The organism is Nitrosospira sp. Nsp18, assembly GCF_900103145.1.
Lineage (GTDB): Bacteria > Pseudomonadota > Gammaproteobacteria > Burkholderiales > Nitrosomonadaceae > Nitrosospira.
This window is the reverse complement of sequence record NZ_FMWY01000051.1, coordinates 1-3,597: the sequence shown is the minus strand read 5'-3', so window position 1 is coordinate 3,597 and position 3,597 is coordinate 1. Positions and strand designations below refer to the sequence as shown.

Genomic DNA, 3,597 nt, shown 5'->3' with positions numbered 1-3,597 from the left:
GGAAATAACGCCAATTCTGGCAATTTCCTCAGACCTTGTATACCCCTCAACGTTAATATCTGTAAGGCTTGCGGACGTATTTCAGGGACGACTAAATAGTTTACTCATTCACGACATGGGTTTTTTCTCCTCACTCTCTGCTGATCACCTTCAGCGCTACTTCCGAATCGTCCAGGAAGGATTAGCGGTGCGCCAGCATTTCGATTTTCTCAGATGGCTTCAGGGAGATTTACAGCATTATCTTCCCCATGAAATCATGCTCGTCGCGTGGGGTGACTTCCACTCGAATTCCATTCGGCACGACATTATTTCCCCGTTACCGGGAGTTAGAACCGCCCAATCAGAACCGGCAAGTCTTTCTCCATTGTTGCGGACGCTTTATAACCGCTGGGTCGAACTTGGCAGAATGCCATGCACGTCAACCATTTGCAAAGGCGATACCGGTGAGTCCGATATTTTTGGCGGTAAAAGCGTCGCGACAGGCGCCTTTGGCAGAGCTTTGCAAGGCATGCATTCATCACTTTCGCACGGCATCAGCGACAAGCGTGGCCATAATGATTGCCTATACGTAATTTTCAGCTCGGAAGATAATCTTGATGATTCCACGCTCAGCACGATGGAACTACTATTGCCATATCTTGACGCTGCCTTGCGCAGAATTACACCTCTGCCACAGTGCTCCTACCTCCGACCGCTTCTGACGGACTCGCTGGAAAGCGAAAGCCACAGGCTGAGCGAGCGCGAAATTGAAATAATGAACTGGGTAAAGAAGGGTAAAACCAATGCCGAAATAGGCAGCATTTTGAGTATTAGTTCTTACACGGTAAAAAATCACTTACACCAGATTTTTAGAAAGCTTGACGTCTATAATCGCATGCAAGCCGTTTCAAAAGTGGAGCGCAGTCCGAGCCATGGCTGAAGTTCATCCCACATTTTCCGCCTCGACAGTTTTCGCGCGTAATGCGCCGGTGCCGCTTGGCAACAACATGCTTAGAGCTGTCGAGGCTATCCTCGATCCCGCGATACTGACACTTTCGCTCTGGCTTGTAAGTATCGGGATCGTGGGAGAATTGCGTCCGCCCTACCTGATTCTTGCAGTTATCGTTTTTTCGATTACCTTTCCAGGAACCTCGCGTCTGCAAACGTCGAAAAAGCTACTGATCTTCAATGTTCTCTATAGTTGGTTCTGGGTGGCCTTGCTGCTGTTCTTTCTGGGTCTTGCTACCGGCTACATAGCTGAATTCTCCAATGAGGCGCTGATAACCTGGCTATGGGTGGCCCCTTTGAGCCAGATCGGCGCCCAACTCGCATTGCGTTCCGCTGCTCCCTATTTGCTCATGCTGCAAGGGCCCCCGCAACGCGCTATCATTGTCGGCATGAACGAGCAGGGGGTTGCGCTTGCTACTCGAATTCATGAAACACGCTACTCAAAAATTGCACTGTCCGGTTTTTTCGACGACCGGAGTCAGAGCAGGCTTTATCAAACGGAACACAATTCATTGCTTGGCAGGCTTCGCGAACTTCCCCAATTCGTCAAGGAAAACCGTATTCAATTTATTTACCTTTCGCTCCCCATGGCCTCGCAGCCGCGCATTTTGCATATTCTCGATGAGCTGAAGGACACCACAGCCTCGATATATTTCGTGCCGGACATGTTTATTACCGATCTTATCCAAGGCCGAAGCGACTCAGTTTGCGGCACGCCAGTTATCTCCGTATGCGAATCGCCTTTCACGGGCTCTAACGGGATCGTCAAGCGGGCAAGCGACATAATTCTCTCTTTGATCATACTTACATTGATCTCGCCGCTCTTATTGCTCATCGCCGCCGGGATAAGGCTGGATTCACCCGGCCCCATTATTTTTAAGCAGCGCCGTTATGGTCTGGATGGAGAAGAAATCCTTGTCTATAAGTTCCGGTCGATGCGTGTCTGCGAGGACGGTGATACCATCCGGCAAGCGGAGAAGGGGGACAGCCGCATCACGCGCATTGGCGCTTTTTTACGCAAGAATTCGCTGGATGAATTGCCACAGTTTGTTAACGTTCTGCAGGGCCGGATGAGCATCGTCGGGCCGAGGCCTCATGCGGTGGCACATAACGAAATCTACCGCAATTTGATAAAAGGTTATATGATCCGCCACAAGGTCAAGCCTGGGATTACCGGTTGGGCTCAGGTCAACGGTTACCGCGGTGAAACTCGAACGCTCGATAAGATGCAGGCACGTATTGATCATGATCTCGATTATTTGCGCAACTGGTCTTTGCAGCTAGATCTGCATATCATTTTGAAGACCGTCATGCTAGTTCTCAAAGATCGGGCTGCCTATTGAATTCAAACTCTGCTGCAATACTCTTGTCATCTCTACTGTCTGGAAACGCGGCTTGCCCCTACCTTCCAAGCTCTCTAGGTGATACCCTTGCAATATCTGATGTCGTCAGGAAGACAAAGAATTAAAAAAAAATGTTGCTGCTGACTTTTTCCCATCGTAATAATCGGCGTTATGGCCGTTGGCTCGCGGTTACCGCCTATCTATTTTTATTGCTGATGCCGCCGCAATACGTCCATGCTGCTCCCGGCGATACATTAAGCGCAACGGTTGGCACCACGATTATGTACGACACTAACGTCTTCCGTTTATCGCCTCTCATCAATCCGGCTGTGGTACTTGGCGTGCCTTCACGATCCGATCAGATCATAACGTCCACCTTCGCGATTAACCTGAACAAGGTTTATTTAATGCAACGGTTCGAGGCCACTGGCAGCCTCGTCGATAACCGTTACAACAATTTTGATTTTCTGAACTTTCTTGGAAAAAACTATAACGCGTCTTGGTATTGGTATGCTACTCCTTATCTTCATGGCAGATTGAGCGGGTCTCACAGCGAGGCGCTTAACAATTTTGCCAATTTGACGGGTTTCGCCAACTCAACCACTCAAAATCTGCGCACCAATGACAATTATCATTTTGAGGGAATTTTTGAAATTGACAGGGCTTGGCACCTTATAGGTGGTATTGACCACAGCGTAACGAAGAACAGTAAAATTACGGTGCAGGACTTTAACAACCAAATTTCTTCAGTTGAAGGCGGCATTCGTTATACTCGTCCATCGGGTGCGTCGCTTACTTATAAGGTGAGGAGTGGACGTGGGGAATTCATCAACAGGCCAGAGCCCATCGTTGCGAGCCTCTTCGATACCCGCTTCGATGAGATGGAACATGACCTACGTATGTTATGGCCAGTTACTGGCAAAACTTCAATCGACGCGCGTGTAGGATACCTGTCGCGTGAACATAAACACTTTCCTCAGCGTGATTTTGCGGGTTTCGTGGGCAATTTCAATCTGAACTGGGCAATGACGGGCAAAGTTCGCGTTACCGCCAGTTGGGCGCGCCAGCTTTCCAATTATCAAACTGTTGCGTTCGCCTTCCTGAATCCAAATTTTCAGCGGTTCTCCAGCAGTTTCGTAGTGAACAATCGTTTTTCGATAGTTCCTTTATGGCGCGTTGCGCCATAGAAAAAGGTTACCGAAACAGTTTTGCAGTTAACGTTGTGCCATAAGGAAAGGAATTCATTTTAGTGCATCGAAGATGATTT

Annotated in this window: 3 protein-coding genes; all 3 read left to right on the top strand. The window is 48.7% G+C overall.

Features of this window, described 5'->3' with window-relative positions; all coding sequences use genetic code 11:
* A partial coding sequence (gene epsA / locus BLS94_RS14335; protein WP_371130312.1) for an XrtB/PEP-CTERM-associated transcriptional regulator EpsA occupies positions 1-919 on the top strand: 919 nt, incomplete at its 5' end.
* Between the two features lie 67 nt (positions 920-986).
* Positions 987-2,330 (top strand): undecaprenyl-phosphate glucose phosphotransferase, encoded by a 1,344-nt coding sequence (locus tag BLS94_RS14330; RefSeq protein ID WP_371130313.1) that lies wholly within the window; start codon positions 987-989, stop codon positions 2,328-2,330.
* 131 nt (positions 2,331-2,461) lie between these two features.
* The gene (epsL, locus tag BLS94_RS14325) at positions 2,462-3,517 is read left to right on the top strand and encodes an XrtB/PEP-CTERM-associated polysaccharide biosynthesis outer membrane protein EpsL (RefSeq protein WP_090962607.1); all 1,056 of its coding nucleotides are present in this window, start codon (positions 2,462-2,464) and stop codon (positions 3,515-3,517) included.
* The last annotated feature ends 80 nt before the right edge of the window (positions 3,518-3,597 follow it).

What these genes read in the sequence shown, in the direction of transcription:
- BLS94_RS14330 (WP_371130313.1), top strand. Translation starts at nt 987, where the DNA reads ATGCTTAGAGCTGTCGAGGCTATCCTCGATCCCGCGATACTGACACTT.
- epsL (WP_090962607.1), top strand. Translation starts at nt 2,462, where the DNA reads ATGTTGCTGCTGACTTTTTCCCATCGTAATAATCGGCGTTATGGCCGT.